At 34.7% G+C, this 19,445-nt stretch carries 20 protein-coding genes; all 20 read right to left on the minus strand.

Features of this window, described 5'->3' with window-relative positions; genetic code table 11:
- Window positions 1–238: 238 nt before the first annotated feature.
- On the minus strand, window positions 239–340 hold the full coding sequence (locus L1267_RS23815; RefSeq protein WP_442960563.1) for a four helix bundle protein: 102 nt from the start codon (window positions 338–340) through the stop codon (window positions 239–241).
- Window positions 321–464, minus strand: coding sequence for a hypothetical protein (locus L1267_RS23820; protein WP_442960564.1), 144 nt, complete (start codon window positions 462–464; stop codon window positions 321–323). The genes L1267_RS23815 and L1267_RS23820 overlap by 20 nt, the downstream gene beginning before the upstream one ends.
- Before the next feature lie 54 nt (window positions 465–518).
- Entirely contained in the window at window positions 519–2,246 is a 1,728-nt protein-coding gene (locus tag L1267_RS13130; protein ID WP_135923382.1) for an SLC13 family permease, read from the minus strand.
- Between the two features lie 22 nt (window positions 2,247–2,268).
- A complete protein-coding gene (cysN, locus tag L1267_RS13135) occupies window positions 2,269–3,684 on the minus strand; it encodes a sulfate adenylyltransferase subunit CysN (RefSeq protein ID WP_235383137.1) in 1,416 nt (471 codons plus the stop codon).
- The gene (gene cysD, locus L1267_RS13140) at window positions 3,684–4,589 is read right to left on the minus strand and encodes a sulfate adenylyltransferase subunit CysD (protein WP_135923380.1); all 906 of its coding nucleotides are present in this window, start codon (window positions 4,587–4,589) and stop codon (window positions 3,684–3,686) included. Before cysD ends, cysN begins: the two co-directional genes overlap by 1 nt.
- A 56-nt stretch (window positions 4,590–4,645) precedes the next feature.
- A complete protein-coding gene (locus tag L1267_RS13145; RefSeq protein WP_235383138.1) occupies window positions 4,646–5,821 on the minus strand; it encodes a DegT/DnrJ/EryC1/StrS family aminotransferase in 1,176 nt (391 codons plus the stop codon).
- Between the two features lies 1 nt (window position 5,822).
- Window positions 5,823–6,419: a sugar transferase gene (locus L1267_RS13150; RefSeq protein ID WP_135923378.1), complete on the minus strand. Its 597-nt coding sequence runs from the start codon at window positions 6,417–6,419 to the stop codon at window positions 5,823–5,825.
- On the minus strand, window positions 6,420–7,166 hold the full coding sequence (locus tag L1267_RS13155) for a glycosyltransferase family 2 protein (RefSeq protein WP_235383139.1): 747 nt from the start codon (window positions 7,164–7,166) through the stop codon (window positions 6,420–6,422).
- Window positions 7,163–8,023, minus strand: a complete 861-nt coding sequence (locus tag L1267_RS13160; protein ID WP_135923376.1) for a sulfotransferase — start codon at window positions 8,021–8,023, stop codon at window positions 7,163–7,165. The genes L1267_RS13155 and L1267_RS13160 overlap by 4 nt, the downstream gene beginning before the upstream one ends.
- 21 nt (window positions 8,024–8,044) lie before the next feature.
- Window positions 8,045–8,881: a glycosyltransferase family 2 protein gene (locus L1267_RS13165; protein WP_135923375.1), complete on the minus strand. Its 837-nt coding sequence runs from the start codon at window positions 8,879–8,881 to the stop codon at window positions 8,045–8,047.
- Window positions 8,878–9,912, minus strand: a complete 1,035-nt coding sequence (locus tag L1267_RS13170; protein WP_168246711.1) for a glycosyltransferase family 2 protein — start codon at window positions 9,910–9,912, stop codon at window positions 8,878–8,880. Before L1267_RS13170 ends, L1267_RS13165 begins: the two co-directional genes overlap by 4 nt.
- The gene (locus tag L1267_RS13175) at window positions 9,890–10,936 is read right to left on the minus strand and encodes an O-antigen polymerase (protein ID WP_235383140.1); all 1,047 of its coding nucleotides are present in this window, start codon (window positions 10,934–10,936) and stop codon (window positions 9,890–9,892) included. Before L1267_RS13175 ends, L1267_RS13170 begins: the two co-directional genes overlap by 23 nt.
- 80 nt (window positions 10,937–11,016) lie before the next feature.
- On the minus strand, window positions 11,017–11,976 hold the full coding sequence (locus L1267_RS13180; RefSeq protein WP_135923372.1) for a phosphoribosyltransferase family protein: 960 nt from the start codon (window positions 11,974–11,976) through the stop codon (window positions 11,017–11,019).
- Between the two features lie 193 nt (window positions 11,977–12,169).
- Window positions 12,170–13,684, minus strand: a complete 1,515-nt coding sequence (locus L1267_RS13185; protein WP_135923371.1) for a lipopolysaccharide biosynthesis protein — start codon at window positions 13,682–13,684, stop codon at window positions 12,170–12,172.
- A complete protein-coding gene (locus tag L1267_RS13190) occupies window positions 13,681–14,628 on the minus strand; it encodes a sulfotransferase (protein ID WP_135923370.1) in 948 nt (315 codons plus the stop codon). Before L1267_RS13190 ends, L1267_RS13185 begins: the two co-directional genes overlap by 4 nt.
- Entirely contained in the window at window positions 14,625–15,587 is a 963-nt protein-coding gene (locus tag L1267_RS13195) for a hypothetical protein (protein ID WP_135923369.1), read from the minus strand. The genes L1267_RS13190 and L1267_RS13195 overlap by 4 nt, the downstream gene beginning before the upstream one ends.
- The gene (locus tag L1267_RS13200) at window positions 15,587–16,276 is read right to left on the minus strand and encodes a WbqC family protein (RefSeq protein WP_135923368.1); all 690 of its coding nucleotides are present in this window, start codon (window positions 16,274–16,276) and stop codon (window positions 15,587–15,589) included. Before L1267_RS13200 ends, L1267_RS13195 begins: the two co-directional genes overlap by 1 nt.
- Window positions 16,273–17,352: a DegT/DnrJ/EryC1/StrS aminotransferase family protein gene (locus L1267_RS13205; protein WP_135923367.1), complete on the minus strand. Its 1,080-nt coding sequence runs from the start codon at window positions 17,350–17,352 to the stop codon at window positions 16,273–16,275. The genes L1267_RS13200 and L1267_RS13205 overlap by 4 nt, the downstream gene beginning before the upstream one ends.
- A 2-nt stretch (window positions 17,353–17,354) precedes the next feature.
- Window positions 17,355–18,227 (minus strand): glucose-1-phosphate thymidylyltransferase RfbA, encoded by an 873-nt coding sequence (gene rfbA, locus L1267_RS13210; RefSeq protein ID WP_135923366.1) that lies wholly within the window; start codon window positions 18,225–18,227, stop codon window positions 17,355–17,357.
- A gap of 18 nt (window positions 18,228–18,245) precedes the next feature.
- Window positions 18,246–19,331 (minus strand): dTDP-glucose 4,6-dehydratase, encoded by a 1,086-nt coding sequence (gene rfbB, locus L1267_RS13215; protein WP_135923365.1) that lies wholly within the window; start codon window positions 19,329–19,331, stop codon window positions 18,246–18,248.
- Window positions 19,332–19,445: the final 114 nt, after the last annotated feature.

The following is a 19,445-nucleotide window of genomic DNA, read 5'->3' on the forward strand; positions in this document are numbered from 1 at the left end:
ATTTCAGATTTCAGATTTCAGATTTCAGATTTCAGATTTCAGATTTCAGATTTCAGATTTCAGATTTCAGATTTCAGATTTCAGATTTCAGATTTCAGATTTCAGATTTCAGATTTCAGATTTCAGAGTCAAAACGATTCTTTAAACTTGTCAACATAGCAGCTAACTCTTTTGACTCTGCAATCCAGCTTAAAGCGACTTCACGCCCTATATAACCAACCTCTAAACCTATGTAAATTTAAGTTCTAGCTTCAGCTAAAGAAGCTCTAGCAATATCAATAAAGCGACTCTTTTCTTTAAAGCTATCTCTACAAACACCCTCAGCAATATTGCTTGGCACTGAAAGTGCCTGAACGTGTTAATTGACTCCTGAAAGCATAGTTATTTACTTCAGAAGTGGTTTTATAAATTTCTGCACTTAATTTAACAGCTCTTTTCCAAATATCTAACTTTTCAACATTCATCGCAGTTCCTTCTTACTTCTTTTCTCTGATATCTTACCTCTATAGTGCTCGTTTTTAAAATGGAAAAAATATGGGTATCAAGGCCAATACGACCACACTATAAGTGATAGAAATCGGTAGGCCAAACTTTATGAAATCGCTTAATTTGTAGTTGCCGGCATTATAAACCATTAAGTTGGTTTGATAACCGTAAGGGCTAATAAAACTACCACTAGCGGCAAATGCAACCGCGAGTACAAATGGTAAATAACTAACACCTAAACCTTGAGCAATGGTAAATGCAATTGGAAAGGTCAGCGCTGCTGCAGCGTTATTGGTTATTAGCTCAGTAAATAATAGAGTAAGTAAAAATACACCAACAAAGGCGATATAAACACTTTGCCCAGCAAGCAAGCCTTTGACTTGCTCGGCTATTAACCTTGAGACCCCTGAGTTATCTAGGGCTGTAGCTAGAGTTAAAGCACTCATTACAATGAGCCAAAGCTCGAGCGGAAAACGCCGCTTAATCTCGTTTAGCGATAAACAACGACAACCCACCAGTACTGCAAGGTAAAATATAAAGCTTTTTAATAGGCTAATATCAAAAATCAGAGAGCTTGCAATGGTTGCAACAAAGCCCCAAATAACAATACGCTCTTTTATCCCTTTAAGCATGTTATCGGCTTTTACACCGCTAAGTATAAAAAAGTTTTTAGTTAAGTTAGTACGTTTGGCAAAGTCAGGGCCGACTGCAAGAATCAAAAAGTCACCACTTTGAATAGTGATATCACCCAGCTTACCCGAAAGCTTTTCGCCTTCACGGCGCACAGCGACAACGGCAGCATCAAAGCGAGCACGAAAACTGGCAGTCTTTAATGTTTTACCTACCACAGCAGCTCCAGGCTTAATGACGACTTCGGTTAAGTTATCACGCAACAAGCCATCTTGTTCAGCAAATAAGCTCAAACCTTCAAATTGTTGCAACACCAATACCTTAGTTACATCGCCCGAAAAAATTAGCTTATCGCCTTCTTGAATAATTTGTGAGGGTGTTATAGGCGAAATTAAGCGCTTTTCACGTACTATCTCAACTAAAAACAGAGCTTCTAAACTACGTAGCCCATTCTGCTCTACTGTTTTACCTATTAAAGGTGAGCCCGTATTCACTTTAGCTTCAACAAAGTAATCACTAGAGCTCTCAACTTTACTTACTTTACCTTTAAGTCGGTTAATAGTTAATGCCATTATCACTACACAAGCTCCGACTGCAGCTAATCCAATTGGTAAAAAGTCAAAAAACTCAAAACCCACAGCGCCTCGCTCAATAAGCATAGAGTTAACTATTAAGTTTGTTGAAGTACCTATTAGTGTAAGAGTGCCGCCTAATATAGCGGCATAAGAAAGAGGTAATAAAAGTTTGGTCGGAGCAATCAGCTTATTGTTTTTTACTGGACTAATTAAAGTAGCGACTACCGCAGTATTATTCAAAAAGCCTGACGCTACAATTGTTGCTAATAAGGTTCTAATGTAAGACTTAGCTACTGAGCCATTCAATAAAACATTAGCCAGTTTTCGCAAAAAACTGGTACGCTCAAAAGAAAATGCGCATACAACTAAAAGCAATAGCGTTACTAAGCCCGGGTTAACAGCATTCGTGAGTAATTGCTCAGTTGAAACTAAGTTAGCCGCACTGCACGCCAAACATGATGCGGCAAAAACACGTTCAGGAAACTTTTGAAACTTAACTAAAAAAATAATAGTTGCTATGAAAATAGCAACTATTAAGTACTGCTCAATATTCATAAGTTCCCTTTACTTATATTTACTAGCTAATTTCTTTTGCATTCCACTCAGGGTAATGCGTTCGAATATATTTATTTAACTGGATTTCTGCTTCTGTATATTGCTTTTTCTCAAGGTGTTTAGTACATGAACTATTTGTTGCATTAACAACCATACCAGCACCAACAGTTCCGTTAGTTAAACGGTCAATAATAATAAATGAACCTGTTTGACGATTTAAGCTATATGGGTCTACAGTAACTTGGCTATTTAATTTTAGTTCACACAGGGCTATTTCATTAAGCTCTAAAGATTCCGCACTTTCCTTCTCAAGAGTATTTACATCAATTTTATTGCTGATAGATGAAACGAACCCCGTTACCTCTTTTGTTGCAAACTTCATTAAGTATTCTTTGTTAGGCGATAATACTTTTTCGTCCATCCATACAATATGTGCAGATACTTGGTCAGCAAGTTTAGCAGAGCTTTTTAAGTGAACAAGCATATCACCACGGCTGATATCTATTTCGTCTTCTGTAGTAATTGTTACCGCAAATGGAGCGCAAGCTTCTGTAATTGAACCTTCAAATGTATCAATACTTTTTACTTTACTTTGCTTGCCCGATGGTAAAACTTTAATTTCATCCCCCACAGCAACACAACCCGAAGAAATTGTTCCGGCAAAACCACGATAATTAAGATTTGGACGATTCACATACTGCACAGGAAAACGAAATTCGTCTAAAGTTTCAGCTGACTCAATAGAAATACCTTCTAATAACGACATCAATGCTCCACCTTTATACCAAGGTGTATTTGAGCTTTGATTAACGACGTTGTCACCATTAAGAGCAGAAATTGGTGCAAAGTGAATATCTGGGATATTTAAAGATTCAGCTAGTTTTTTATAATCTTCACAAATAGCGTTGTATGTTTGTTCAGAGAAATCAACAAGGTCCATTTTATTGATTGCTACAACAACGTGTTTTATTCCTAACAGCGATACAATAAAACTATGTCGCTTAGTCTGTGTTTGAACACCATATCGAGCATCAATTAAAATTATAGCTAAATCAGCGGTCGAAGCGCCTGTTGCCATATTTCTTGTATATTGCTCATGCCCAGGAGTGTCTGCAATTATAAATTTACGTTTATCTGTCGAAAAATAACGATAGGCAACATCAATAGTAATGCCTTGCTCGCGTTCAGACTGTAATCCATCAACCAATAATGCTAAATCTACTTTCTCACCTGTAGTACCACTTTTTTTACTGTCTTTCTCTATAGCTGCTAGCTGATCCTCAAAAATCATTTTTGAATCATGTAACAAGCGACCAATTAGAGTACTTTTACCATCATCAACTGAACCACAAGTAATAAAACGTAACAACTCTTTATTTTCGTGTTGATCAAGATAATCTAAAATATTCGATTCAATTAGCGTAGATGCGTGACTCATTAAAAATACCCTTCCATTTTTTTCTTTTCCATGCTGCCTGACGAGTCATGGTCTATTAAGCGCCCTTGCCTTTCTGATGTTTTAGTTAAAAGCATCTCTTGTATTATTTCTGGAAGTGTTGTTGCTTCAGACTCCACAGCGCCTGTAAGCGGGTAACAACCAAGCGTTCTAAAGCGAACCATTTTATGTTGAATTTCGCTTTTATCTTTAATTGGCATGCGTTCATCATCAACCATAATTAACATACCATCACGTTCAACTACAGGGCGCTCTTTAGCTAAGTAAAGAGGGACAATTTCAATATTCTCTAAGTAAATATATTGCCATATATCAAGCTCAGTCCAATTACTTAAAGGAAAAACACGTATACTCTCGCCTTGCTCAACTTTTGAGTTATAAATATTCCATAATTCTGGTCGTTGATTCTTTGGATCCCAGCGGTGATTTTTATCACGGAATGAATACACTCGTTCTTTAGCACGCGATTTTTCTTCATCACGGCGCGCTCCACCAAAGGCTGCATCATATTTACCTTTGTTTAGAGCTTGTTTTAAGCTTTGAGTTTTCATTATATCAGTGTGCTTTGAACTACCATGTGTGAACGGGCCTACCCCAGCTTCTACACCTTCCATATTTTTGTGGACTATGAGATCAAAACCATATTCATTGGCAATGCGATCCCTAAACTCAATCATCTCTTTAAATTTCCAATGAGAATCAACATGAAGTAGAGGAAACGGGATTTTGCCGGGAGCAAATGCTTTACGAGCTAAATGCAATAAAACAGATGAGTCTTTACCTATTGAGTAAAGCATAACAGGGTTGTCAAACTCAGCAGCTACTTCCCTGATAATATGTATAGCCTCGGCTTCTAAAGCTTTGAGGTGAGTTAATTTTTGATTCATATAAATTTTCTTGTTTAAAAGTTTATCCATTCACTCTTAGCAAACTAAATTGAAAGTTAACTAGAGGCTAAGAGTAAAACATTTTGAATTACTCGGGTTGTTTTAGCTATCTCAGATTCTGTTAAAGTAGGATGAACTAAAAACATAAGGGAAGTTTCACCTAATTCAACTGCGTTAGGTAAGCGTTTTTCAGGGCGCCATGGGGTATTATCGAAAGCCTTTTCTAAATAAACCTCAGAGCAACTGCCTTGAAAACAAGGTACGCCGCGCTCCATGATTTCGTGTACTATACGGTCACGATCCCATCCTTTTGCTAAATGCTCAGTTTTAATAAACATATAATGTTTATATTCAGCATGTTCTATATTATCGGGAACTTCAACTAAACGAATGCAATTAAACTCACTTGCTGCATTATCAAGCTTTGCAGCATATTCTTGTCGTTTCGCAGTCCAATCGCTCATACGAGTTAACTGAATACGACCAATAACAGCCTGCATTTCAGTCATACGCCAGTTAGTGCCAAAACTTTCGTGAAGCCACCTAAAGCCTGGTGGGTGCTCACGGTTATATATTGCATCAAAGCTTTTACCATGATCTTTATAGCTCCACATTTTACTCCAAAGTGCTCTAGAGTTCGTAGTAACCATACCTCCTTCGCCACCCGTAGTCATGATTTTATCTTGGCAAAAGCTCCAAGCACCAATATGACCAATACTCCCAACTGATTTACCGTTATACTTCGCTCCATGCGCTTGCGCACAATCTTCAATCACATAAAAGCCATACTGTTTACTTAAGGCCATTATGTCATCCATTTCAGCAGGCATACCAGCCAAGTGCACAACAATAACAGCTTTAGTTTTTGGTGTGAGTACAGCCTTAATAGACTCTGCAGTAATAGCTTGGCTGTTTAAGTCTACATCAGCAAAAACAGGATTTGCACCGGCGGTAACAATGCTACTAGCCGAAGCTAAAAATGTACGTGGAGTTGTAATAACTTCGTCACCGTCACCTACATTTAATGCTTTCAAAGCAATATCTAGAGCTAAGGTACCATTACCTAATGCAACGGCATATTTACTATCTGCCCATTCAGCAAACTCTTTTTCGAATTCACGACACTCAGTGCCGGTCCAGTAATTAACTTTATTTGATAAAACAACACGGCTTACTGCATCAGCTTCTTCTTGTGAGAAGCTAGGCCATGGTGAAAATGGTGTATTTAACATATTAACCTACAATTGTTTGCCAAATATATTTTATGTCATTAAAGAATGAATAATTTTCAATGTAAGCTTTATTAACATTTACTTTATCCGGCCATATAACTTTCCTATTATAATCTTCCGGATCATTTTGGTTAGCTAAAAGCTCTTCTTCATTCTTATATTTTATTGAAGCAGGACCAGTTATGCCTGGGCGTATAGACAGCACAATTCTGTCATCACCGAGCAACTGATCCGCATAGCCAGGTACATCTGGTCTAGGGCCAACAAAGCTCATGTCACCAATAAGAACATTCCATAACTGTGGTAGCTCATCTATTTTAGTATTTCTAAAAAAAGAACCACTTTTAGTAATTCTACAATCATTTTTTGATGTGACACTTGTACTAACACCTTGTACCTTCTTCATGGTTTTAATTTTTATTACATGAAAAAGGTTACCATTTAAACCTACCCTTACTTGGATAAAAAACCCATTAGACTTAGTTTCCAGTGATGCAACACACCATGCGATAAAAATAATAGGCCAAAATAGAAGCAACCCAAAAAATGAGAGTGCAACATCAAATAACCTTTTAAGAATTTTATTCGTCTTATTCATTTAAATTCTCTTTAATACAGCGTTGAATGCATACTTGATGAAGTAATACGAAGATTTAAAACAGTTATACTGAAGGTAGTTTCGATACACTTGCCAAACCTCCTTGGCTGCTTTAGTTTTATTGGCAGTGTTAGATGTTCCTACAAGTCTATAACTAGCCAAAATATCTTTATATCCATGAGCTACTTTTATCTCGTCCAACAAATTAACCCATAGAGCCATATCATGACTACTACGTAAGTTAGGCATTATAATATCCTGTTTGAACTTAGTACGATCTAATATAACTGTTAGGCAACCTATTATAGTATTTCCAAGATATTGCGACTTAGTTATTTTATCTGGAACAGGTATTTTATCTTTTACTATAATGCCATTTTCATCTATGACCTCATAGGCAGAAAAAGAAAAAGCAATATTTTTTCTTTCCATAAACTGAATTTGTCTTTCAAGCTTTTCAGTTTTCCATAAGTCATCAGAGTCTAAAAAAGCGATATATCTACCGTTTGCAATCTTTAAGGCTTCATTCCTCGCTTCGGCAGCGCCAAGGTTGTTTTCAAGGCGAATTAATCGAAAACGATCATCTGGTAGATTAGCCTCAATATAATCAGCACTGTCATCAGGAGAAGCATCATCAACAATTAGCACTTCAAAATCAGTAAAAGTCTGGTTCTGTATTGATAATAGTGTTTCTTTTATGAATTTTTTTGACTTGTATGAAGGCGTTATAATACTGACTAAACTCATTCTCCCTCCTTCTGAATAGAGCTTAAGCTTTGTATTAAATCATAAAACTCAAAATCATTTTTATTGACAATTAAGTTTGCTCTTGAATCAATATTAAAGCTGACATCTGTACAACCTAAAAAATGATTAATTTTTTGAGAAAATTCTGTTGGATTTTCAATTATTTCCTCAAAATCCAAAAATAAATTATTGCGATCTTCATTGTTAACATTTTCAATCTCAGAAGTGCAAGCAGCCCACTGTAAAAAAGCATATAGCTCAGGGTGTTTTACTTTAGCTCTAGATGACTTAGAACAAAACTTTGGACCCCAATGCGTATCATTTTTCAGATTCAAGATATTTAATATATTGGCAAAATTGTCACAAATTAGCCTCCACATTTTCGAAGGGCTCTTTTCTACTTTTGATACCTTACTTCTAACCCTCTCTATAAGTAGCTCTAATCTAGATGAGAAAGTAACATTACCACTATTAGTAACTTTATTTATATTACCCTTTTGCTTTTTTAAAACTGATGCTATGACTTGAAAACAATTGCGTTTTATAAAAATATACTTAGCATCTGGAAATAATAATTTCAAAAACTGAATTCGAAGGGAGTTTGCAGCTGTTTTTTCAATAACTGTATCAGCCCCCTCACTTAATTTCAGAAAATCATTCCTAATAGTTTCTAGCATTTCTTTATTATAATTTTCAAAATTCACTTTATCTTGATTCTGGATAGTATATTGACTCCAGAATTCATTAATCTCAGCCAAATATTTAGCTGATGGTAAAGCATTGGAAATCGTCGAAGCAACAAGATGAGTGCCTGAACGAGCCGGGCCAATGATAAAAACTAACCTTTTATTTAACATTAATAGAATACCTATGAATATTCATCCCAAAACCAAAGAAAGCTTTTCTTTAATTACAGTTAGTAACACACTAAAAAACTTAAGAGGTCCAAATTTTAAGCTCCGAATTAAAAATATCTTAAAAGAGATCTGATAACTGTTACCTGGCTGTGATTTCAAAAAGTTATTACATTTTAATACCGTATTAAAGCGCACATTAAAATTATCTAAACTTTTATTCTTTGTCATCGAAGATGAGGACTCTGAAACAGAGTAAATTGTAGAGTTAGTAACTTTAATAGCATTAGCGTAGCAGCCTGATTTAATGGAAAAAAACAAATCATTAGATGCAATTACCTCATCAAATGCTATTTTGTGTTTTTCAAGAAAAAATCGGCTATAAAGTTTACTCCAAGGTACTATAAATTTATACCTTATTATCTCATTATCATTGTCAACATATTCATCAATAAGTTTTGAATACCTTAGATGTCTCCCCCCTACCAAACCGGTATTTAAATTTTCAGAAGTAGGGGAAAAAAACACAATATCAAAAGTTGACTTAAAATACTGCTCAACTATTTCAAAGGCACCATCAACAAATAGGTCATCGGCATCAGCGAATAATATGTAATCACCTTTAGCTTTTTTCAGCCCTATATTCCTTGCAGCTCCAGCGCCCTTATTATTCGAGCTATTAATATATAATTCAGCGGAATCATAATTAGAAACAATCTCTTTAACCATTTCAAAATCAGCACTGTTATCATCAACAACAATAATTTGGTAACCTCTATCATTAGGAATAGAGCTTAAAAGTCTTGATAACAAATCCACAGAATTAAAATGTGGAATAATAATAGATAAGGTAGTATTCATTGCTTTTTAGAAAAATTTAATTTTTTTATACATAATGAAGATAACCAAAGAAGCAGTACCCATGTAAGCTTAATACTCTTTAATGATCTCAAAAACCCAGTTAAGGTAACATCTTTAAACATTACCGATAAATCATAGTCCTTATCTGTCTTCAACTTTAAATAGAGTGCACTCTCTTCGTACTTTATTGCTTTATTCAATATCACTCTTGAAACAGAGTAGTCAGAAAAATGGTTTTTGAACTCTCTAAGCTGACTAGCAACTATCATTTTACCTTCAATAGCATTTTTCTTATCTTGATTATTATAAGAATAGGAACCTTTAGTAAAAACCCTATAAACACTCATTTCTTTATTAATAAAAGCAAAACCATTAACACCAGTTATTATTTCAATAAATAAATCACCTGCATAATAACCTTTTATCTTATTATACAATCCATGAACTAGGTTTGTTCTAAAAAAATATGAGCTAGTGGGCGCGAACTGCAGGTATGAAAGCGCGAAATCCTTAAAAGGGAGCGTTTCAGCATTATTATTTAGAGCAGCAAAGTGGCGAGTTTTCACATTCTTTTGAGTATTACAATCAAAAACAACAGCTTTATGAACAACCATGCCCAAATGCTTATTTTTTTCTAAACAATCAAATTGAGACTGTAACTTAAACTTATCAGTCCAGTAATCATCGCCTTCACACATAGCTATATATTTGCTTTTAACTAAGGGGAATAGGAATCTAGGAGCTATAATCTTTTCATTTCTGAATTGATTCTCGTCTTGTAAAATCAATTTAATTATTTTTGGATATCGATTCTTTAAGTCTTCTAGAATTTTTCTAGTACCGTCTGTCGAGGCGTCATCATGTATTATAATTTCAAATGCAAATTGAGTATTTTGGCTAACCATGCCAAAAACACACTCTTCAATATAATCCTCATGGTTATATGAAAGACAACAAACACTTACTTTAACTTCATCAGTTCCCCAATTAGATGTAACATCTCCCTCATTAGGCCAGTCTATTATTTTCACTATATATCCTTATTCTTTTAATTAAGTAACAATCTAATAAAATAATACCTACCAATGAATAAAAGTCACTAGTACTTATAAAGGGGTGGCGCCAGCTTTGTACAAATATAATTATTACGACCAGGGATAGAAATGTATTAATCAAGCGAAACTTCAAAGCTAATTTTAGTAATATAGCGTAATAAAACACTTTTATAAAAAGACCTAACAATCCAAATGCTCCATAAAACCAAGACCAATGAGGATAAAGTACATTAGCTACTCCAGATAGCGGAACAGGTTTAAAATCAGACAAAAAATTTGAACCTGATGTTACAATTGGAACGTTTACACCAAAAACCGGAGAGATTATTTTCTCAGATAAAAACCCAAAGAAGGGAGTAAGTATATTATCAGCACTATAATCTAATGAGATAGAATATTCTGCTAATTGAAATGCTGATACTTTATATCGAAAAAAAGTGTTAAAAGTAAATAAAAATGAATCTGACGCAGCTACCCGCCCTTGTATTACTGAGATATAAGTCCCAATACAGAACAAGAAAAAGATGCTTATCATGAGTTTAAATTTCGATACTTTAAGGCTAAACATAACTACAAAGGTTATAGCTAAATATATCAACTGTAACAACTCAGTTCTAGACTGCAATAGAAAAACATGAAGAATAAGTACTAGCACTAAAGGTATTATTGTCATGTATTGCTTTTTAGATGACTCAAAAACCTTATAACAAATTATAAAAAGAACAACTTTACTCATTAACAAGGTCAAGTAGGTAGGATTGTAACTCTCAATAATTAACTCTCTATTCCCCTCTATATAATAAAGGTGCCCAACATTAAAAACATAATAAACCAAATAAACCCAAGAAAATATCGCAATATACTTCCCTTTAAATTCAGAACAGAAATAGCTGAAATAGCTTTCAAAATAAGACTTGTCTAATGTGCGATATATAAAAAAGAACATAACCGCAGTTAGAGTCGTATCAATAATAAAAACAAGGGGGATTTCCGTCCCCAATATCAAGAACCCCGGATCTACAGCATTAAGATAAAGTAGAGATAATAAGTTTATAATTATTAAAACAAAAAATAATGGCATTACTTATTTTTCCACTTCCTATAAAGGTTCATGAATAATTGATTTCTAAAAAGTGCTTTTTTTAAAATATATATAAGACCACTTTTTCTTGATATAGAATTCAAAACCCCTGGGTAATTTATGCTATTATCATCAGTACATATAACTGGCTTTCCTGATATATTTGCAATTTCAATAGACTGCCTTTTACTACTTTCGATAAATAACAAATTATTTGATTCAATATAAACCTTAGCTTTGTGCTTCGAATAATTATTTAGAGCTCTCCTTTCTTCAGCTGTCTTAGCAGGATTCATAATAAGGCATTTATATTTAATAGAGTTAGCATCAAGCCATTGCTCTGTTTCTTTTCTATACTTCTCCAACCTATTAGTAACTAAAGTGTCAATTTCTTTTGTTGGTTTAATATATGCGTTAACCTCAGCAAGTTTTTTTATATACTCTACGCCATCATCATCATCACTTCTATCAATGTCGTCACATAAAACTCCATCTATATCTACACATGAACTAGATAAAATTGAATGATGAAAAATATTCCACTCAAATACTCTTGGCCTTTCAACTCTTTCCAATGAGAAATCAACAAGCCCTTCTGGCGCTATTTTCGTACCAAATATCACACAAAATTTACAATTCTTTCTTAATTCTAGTGGAATTTTTGACTTAGCATCCTGCATGGATCTCCCTGACTGAATAGAATCATCAACCACCAACACTTTTTTAACATCATGTGCAGTTTCAAATTTTGATTTATGCCTACCGGTTATTCCTGATTTAAGTGCACTATTACTTATATACTCATCTAAAGAGCATAAACTAGCATTGACCTTTAAAGATATTATTGACGCTGGTAGCATTCCACTCCGAGGTATGCCAACTATTAAATCGAAGTCATGAAAATTCTTAATGTTTTTTTGAATTAAATCATTCATATTTTCAATTGTTCTATAATTCATAATTGACTACGCTCCATTTTAACTTTCCCACACTAACCTTCACATTTAACACTCTTTAAATTTTTATAAACTCAATATTAACCCACACCTTATAAAAATATTGAGGTTGTATAGCCACATTCTGGCTTCTGTATTTCAATACAAAATCGAAAAAACGCTTTTCTATTGGCGAAGCTCGTTTTTATGATTTTAATCAAACAGCTCTTTTGTCGTTAAGTTTACTTAGAATTAAATCTTTAAATAATAATAGCGTTGATAGCACGATACTTATAAGTGAAATCAAGCTCAGTAATATAAACAATTTCCATCTACTCATATCTACACTTAGAGGTAGTATATAATGCAATATCGCAACAAGTGAAGCTGATAGAATAAAAGGGAGCAGGACGCAATTTTTTAACCATTTCAGGTGCATACCAGGTGCAAATTTACTATGTACAAATGCACACCAAACCGTTAAGGAGAATAATCTGTAAGCAAACCAAACCCATCCAACTCCAAGTGCGCCATGATAGGTAGCTGCGTAAGTGATTAGAGGAATGTTAATTAACACCGAAAATGTATTCCAACGTACATGGTATTTAAGTACACCATGTGCGTATTGTAATTGGTATTGAAATACCATAACCGCTAGGACCATGCTCCCTAAGCAAAATAAAGGTAATATTGGAGCTACCCATTTTGCAGCGGTTGTATCTCCTGTCCAAGTATATATAACCACTTCAGCATTTAAAACAATGACTAAAGCAATAGGAAAAATAAAACATGCAACAAACTTAGTAGCTGTTTGGTAAAGTGCTAGCATTTGTTTTTCGCCCTGCTCAGCCAGCATGGATGTCATTCTTGGTAATAAAGCTTTAGTTACAGGACTGCTTAGCATTGTTATACCGTTAGCAACAATACCAATCAAAATAAAGTAACCATAATCAGATAAAGTTAAATATTTCGATAATAGCAACTTATCTAGCTGCGTTAATAAAATCCAGATTGCACTTGTGTAACCTATACTTAGCGCAAAAGGCGCGATACGTTTTAGCTCAGCTAATGAAAATAATTTAACCCTATCATGTTGGCTAGGTAATAAACTTCGCATTTTTATGCGAATAACTATAACTTCAACAACCACAACAGCTAGTTGAAAATAGAAATATGCAAGTACATCACCATCCAAATAAATAACTAGTAATAACGCCCCAGGAAATCGGAATGTGTTGATAATCATATCAACTACATTCATCCATACCTGTTGCTCATAAGCGTTTATACCACTACGGTTTATTGACGCTACCCACCTAAGTGCCACAATAAACGCCATTATTGATATAGCTGTTGTTATTATGTCTACATTAAGAGTTTCAACAGTTAACCAACTTGTGGCTATCCAATCTTGCAAACAAAATAAAGATACTGCGGCAACTAAGGCAACGCTTATGAATAAAAGCTCGACAGTGTTAACAACCGTTGTTAAACGCCAACCTTCATCATGATTGTTTTTCAAACGTGCCACTTCACGGCCAAGAGTTGGCGACATTCCAACATCTAATAGCTGTAACCATGCTTGTAATAGCGTAAAGAAGCCAACTAAGCCATAAGCCTCAGCCCCCATATATTGTAAAAACATAGGTAAAATCAATATACCTATGAAGGTACTATAGAGCTTACCTAAATAGTTAAATCCTATATTCTTTTTTAAGGACAAGTTACTCATTTATTTTTTGCTAGCTTTTCGTACGCAAGTTTTAGCTGCGTAAGTATTTGCTCATCAAGGGTAATTACGTTTCCGTTCTTCAGCTTTTTCGAAATTTTTTGCATATCCTCAAAGTGTAATTCAAAGCCATTCTGCAGATATTTTTCTTTTAGTTTTATTAGCACTTCTACAGGGTCTCTCACTAAATCCTCATAAGAGACTATCAGTTTTGATTTATCAGGAATATTTAGTAAAGCATTTTCTATAGCATTATTAGTATAGAAAACCTGTCCTGCAATCTGGCTAAACTTATCCATATCTTTTAAAGTTTCAAATTGCTTAGGTTTTGCTGACCACCAATTATTAGCAGATTTCTTTTCTTTAACTCTTGCCTTATAAATAGATTGCATTACGAATAATTCATTTCTTTTGATATGCAAGAAAATTGGTTTATCAAGCTTACGGTAAAAATACTCTAAGTTATACTGCATCATTAAACCTTTACTTATAAATGGCTTATCATAGAACTGGCTTAATATTTTTAGCTCTGCCTCTAAACCTTCACAATCAACTTGGGTAAGTTCTGTTTTATTTAAGTGCTTAATATCAGTATTAGGGAAAAAACGTCTGTAAAAATGAAAGAATTCATTAGCATTTAACGGTCCACTACTCCTTCCGTATTCTGAGTTAAAATCTATCGTATCTGTTGTACGTATAAACCCGAACTCTTCATTGAATAACAACTCTTGTATTACTGTCGCATAACTCATTGAAGCAGAGAATCGAGTTAGACAGTTCGTAGGATATGCAAACGCTCCGCTTTGCGATAACAATTGTAAAAGTGCGGTCGTTCCACTTCTAGGACAACCAACAATATATGTAGACGGGTATTTTTTATCTGTTACCTTTTCATGCTCACCATTAACAAGAGAGCTAAAGGTATTTATTAAATCAATTTCTTTCATAATATGCCTACAACCTTCGATATTTCATTAGATAAAAACTCTATTTTTTTATAATTTAGCCTTTCATCTATGGGTAAAAACAGTGTCTTATCAAACATACCCATTCCAACCTCACCATTATATTTACTTGGCCAATACCGAGGTAAAAAAATTGACTTTTTGATTAGTGCTTCACAAATTTCATTTACTGGAAAGTCTAACTTAAGTGGATAGCATAGAGGAACCTGATCATTAAGAGGTAAGTTCAATTTATTAGCTTCGTCAAATTTTCTTTGAAAGTATTCATAGTTACTTTTTCTGCTATGTATTATTTTTTCTTTATTTGTAGATGCAAGAATGTAACTAGAAATCTGAGAAATTCTCTTAGGATAAAAGCTATCGAGCGCTCGCTCCGCGGATAAAAATTTTTCATACCCTTTACTAACATCTCCTGATGCTCTTAATAGTAGGTGACTTAAATAAGGGCTAGAATCAAATCTTTCATTTGGCATTGGAATATCGCATGACGCTAGGAGATAACCGCCATCAGGTATACCTACGAACTTACGAGGTGAGTAAATACTTACAGTACCTTCTATATGCTCAGCAAATAAAGCTTGTGAGTTATCTACAATGAATAGTCTAGGATTTTGATTTACGAATTCTTTAATAGGCTTTGTCAACAAACCAAAGTAATTAACTAAAATGACCCTTGATCTTACATCATCAATATTTAAGAACTGTTGCTTTGGCAACAATAATTCACTCACAGAGTAAAACTTGATTTCGATTTTTAATGATTCAATTGCAGGGAATATGCTGTCACAAATATAATCTGGTAAATAAAGCATCTCTATTTTTTTTGCTTCTAAATACGCATATAAAGCAGCTCTCGCAGACTGGAATTCACAAACATTGGGTTGAAAACACGTATTAAGACTTGGTAATGTAATTTGATTATATCCGCCTATAGCCGTCATTAAACCAACCTATATTCTTGAAAAAGCGATTTCACTTGTTCTTTACTATTCCACATGAGCACATCAATCATCGACAAATGAGGTACAAAATCATTATGTGCTTGTTCATAGTTAACACTCTGCATTTCGATAAAAGATAAATTGACACCTTTTTCAGAAAAGTACTCTTTGCTATACAATTTTTTACCGCCAGGGCTATTAATGTACTCTGTACTATTAAGTACCTTCCCCATTGCAAGCAACTTATCTGCGGCAGATAATGACCTTTCATACTCCAAAACGCTTGAAAATAGAAACTCTTTACTAATATCTAAATAGTTAAATACTGAAGTGATACTTTTTGCGCATAATACTGCAACTTGACGTTCTTTACTGGTTAGCACCTTCTCAATAATAGGATAAACAGCTGTAAAATAAGGTGCTTTTATATATGCTTGCTGAATAGTTTTGAGCACTTTTTTTATATTAATATCAAAATGTAAATCTTTAATTAGCTTATTTGAAGACGCTCCAGGTACAGGTACAGTTATACGCTGAGCTTGGCCATTTACTAAAATATTATTACGGTTGATATAACCATTTTTAATGTAGGTAACATCATCGTAAAAAACAAAGGTATCTACTGAGTTAACTAATTGGTAGTAACCTAAATAAGGGAACAAGTAAGGCTGCATTACGGCAAAGCTCATCTCAATGCTCCTTTAATTGTATCACTTACTAAATTTATATCTTTTAAAGTCATATTAGCATGTAGAGGCAAACACAATATCTTTTCAGCTACATCAGCTGATACTTCAACACCATGGCACTTTAAATGACTAAATACAGTTTCTAACGAGGGCTTAAAGTAAGGTCTATATTGAATTTCGTTTTTGCTTAACGCTTCACACACTTTTTCTAATTGTTGTTTACTTTGCAGCTTAATTGGGAAGTAGGCACCATTGCTATTAGCTTGTTTATGCCACTCTGGCAGTTCTACAATCTTTTCAAGTTGTTGCCGGTATGTACTAAAAAGCAAAGATCGGTGCTTTATTACTTCGTCAATGTCATCAAGTAACGTTAAACCTACCGCACATTGATACTCGTTTAATTTTGCGTTAATACCCACATCGGTTATTTCACCATTATCTAAACCAAAGTTAATCAGTTGCTTTGCTTTTTCATAATCTTCTTTACGCTTAAAAACTATCGCCCCCCCCTCAACGGTATGAAATACCTTAGTTGCGTGAAAGCTCAGTGTACTCGCATCCCCAAAATTAAGTACCGACTGCTCATTAACTCTAACGCCAAAAGCATGTGCAGCATCATAAATCACCTTGATATTATATTGCTGTGACAGCTGTTCAAACACATCAACATCACAGGGGTTACCATAAACGTGTGTGGCGACTATACCGTTAATACACGACTCTAGTTGCAACGCTTTTTTAGTCGCTTGAGGTGATAAGTTAAAAGTTTTTGAGTCTATGTCACAAAATTGTGTATTTATATTTTGCCAAAGTAATGCACTTGTTGTCGCAACAAAGCTAAATGGCGTGGTTACCGCATGAGTTATACCCAGTACTTTACTTGCAACTTGCAAAGCTAAAGTGCCATTAGAAACAAGCAGTAGGTTTTTAACCCCTAAATAAGCCTCTAACCTTTCGGTTAATTGTTGATGAAGCGGGCCAAAATTAGTATACCAACCGCTATTATTCACTTGCTCTAAATATTGGGTTAACTTTCCTAAATTAGGCGCAACAGGGCTATTTAACGCTATACTCATTACTATTCCATTAAATCCATTAAGTATTGCCCATAACCATTTTTTAGTAATGGCTTAGCAAGCTTCTCTAGCTCAGCTTTTGTTAACCATCCCTGATTAAAGGCTATTTCTTCTAAACAGGCAATTTTGTAACCTTGTCGTTTTTCGATAGTTTCAACAAACTGAGCTGCTTCAAGTAAGCTTTCGTGTGTGCCTGTATCTAACCAAGCAAAACCACGCCCTAATATTTCTACATTTAACTTATTATGCTCAAGGAATATTTCATTTAAGCATGTTATTTCTAACTCACCCCGGTTTGATGGTTTAACTTTTTTAGCTAATTCAACTACCGAGTTATCATAAAAATATAAGCCAGTTACAGCATAATGCGATTTAGGTTTTGTTGGTTTTTCTACTATCGAAATTGCTTTTTTATTATGATCAAATTCAACCACACCAAAACGCTCAGGATCTTTGACTTGGTAACCAAATACGGTCGCTCCATTACCGTTTTTTGCATTTTCAACCGCACGTTTAAGTTTAGGGGTAAAACTTTGACCATAAAAAATATTATCACCCAGGACTAAACACACATCATCGTTACCAATAAAATCTTCTCCTAGTACAAAGGCTTGAGCTAAACCATCGGGGCTAGGCTGTACTGTATAGGTTATTTCGATACCAAATTGAGAACCATCACCTAATAAGCGCTTGAAAGAATCGCTATCTTCTGGGGTAGTAATAATTAGAACTTCACGTATACCCGCTAGCATTAATACCGATAATGGATAATAAATCATAGGCTTATCGTAAATAGGTAGTAATTGCTTAGACACTCCAAGAGTAATTGGGTATAAGCGAGAGCCTGATCCGCCAGCTAAGATTATTCCTTTCACAAGGTACTCCTTCCTTATTTATGCGATTTCGCCTAAGCGCTCTCGCTGATAAGAACCATTTTGAACATTTTCACACCACTTTTGATTTTCTAAGTACCACTGAACTGTTTTCTTTAAACCAGTTTCAAATGTTTCGTTAGGTGTCCAACCAAGCTCTCTTTGTATTTTCGAAGAGTCAATAGCATAACGCCTATCATGGCCAGGTCGGTCTGCTACATAAGTGATTAGCTCTGCGTATTTACTTTCCTTAGGTACTAAAATGTCTAATATCGCACAAATTGCTTGCACTACTTCCAAGTTTTGCTTTTCATTATGGCCGCCAATATTGTAGGTTTCACCCACTTTACCTTCGGTAACAACTTTATATAAAGCCCGAGCATGATCTTCTACATAGAGCCAATCCCTAATTTGATCCCCCTTGCCGTATATTGGTAGAGACCTGCCTTCCAAGGCGTTTAAAATCACTAATGGAATGAGTTTTTCTGGAAAGTGATACGGCCCATAATTATTAGAGCAATTAGTCACTATGGTTGGAAAGCCGTAAGTGCGTAACCAAGCACGTACTAAGTGATCGCTTGATGCTTTACTTGATGAGTAAGGACTACTCGGAGCATATGAGGTTTGTTCAGTAAATAGAGGTAATCCCTCACTTAAAGCACCATCTTCTTGTTCATCAGGGTGTGGCAAGTCACCATAGACTTCATCTGTAGAAATATGATGAAATCTAAACAATTTTTTAGAGTCACCATTTAATGAATTCCAATATTCACGTGCTGCTTCTAATAGATTGTAAGTTCCCACAATATTTGTTTGAATAAACTCAGCAGGGCCTGTAATTGAGCGATCTACATGGCTTTCAGCTGCTAAGTGCATTACTGCATCTGGTTTATGTATTGAAAAAACACGATCAAGTTCAGCGCGATCACATATATTTACGTGTTCAAAAAAATATCGCTCAGAATTCTCTGCACCAGGAAGTGATTGAAGATTGCCAGCATAGGTTAAGGCATCAACATTAACTACGCTATCTTTAGTATTTGAAAGGATGTGCCTAACAACTGCACTGCCGATAAAACCGGCACCACCTGTTACTAAAATTTTCACAATAAAAGCCTTTTGTACTTTGTATTTTCCGTGTGAAGGCTACTTTATAAAGCCTTACAACTTTTAATTTCTATGTTCAAGTATCTCAGCCATTATAAAGAATCGCTGAGATAC

The sequence above is a fragment of the Pseudoalteromonas sp. OFAV1 genome (genome assembly GCF_021532595.1).
Taxonomy (GTDB): Bacteria; Pseudomonadota; Gammaproteobacteria; order Enterobacterales; family Alteromonadaceae; genus Pseudoalteromonas; species Pseudoalteromonas lipolytica_C.